The sequence below is a fragment of the Vibrio sp. 1069 genome, from assembly GCF_033340555.1.
In genome coordinates this window covers 1-504 of record NZ_JAWOWP010001021.1, presented here as the reverse complement: position 1 = coordinate 504, position 504 = coordinate 1, and the positions used below count along the sequence as shown (strand labels likewise).

The 504-nt window shown below is 48.6% G+C and carries 1 protein-coding gene; it reads left to right on the top strand.

Features of this window, described 5'->3' with window-relative positions; all coding sequences use genetic code 11:
• On the top strand, nucleotides 1-504 hold a 504-nt coding region (locus R7040_RS30375), incomplete at both ends, for an NAD-binding protein (protein WP_318098180.1).

The window sequence follows — 504 nt, the reverse complement described above, 5'->3', positions numbered from 1 at the left end:
TCGCTCATACGCTGAATCAGGAAGAAGAGAGCGTCACCAGTCACGTGGTTGATCGTCGTCCTCGCGTCATCATTGCTGGTTTTGGTCGTTTTGGGCAAATCGTTGGGCGCTTAATGTACGCCAATAAAATCAAAGTTACGGTATTGGAAAGTGACGCCAGCCAAATTCACTTACTGCGTAAGTACGGTTACAAAGTTTTTTATGGCGATGCCACGCAAATCGATTTGTTGCGCGCCGCTGGCGCAGACAAAGCGGAAGCGTTAGTGATTTGTACAGACTCGCCGGATGAAGTGATGGCGATTGTCGATATCTGCCGTACGCATTTTCCGAATCTCAAATTGCTCGCTCGTGCTCGAAGCCGAGTTGAGGCCTATCAGTTGATGAGCCATGGTGTGCAAAACTATTCGCGTGAGACTTTTTTAGGCGCACTGGATCTTGGTCGTCAAACTCTAGTTGAGTTAGGCATGCACCCATATCAAGCAAAGCGGGCAGAAGCACATTTTC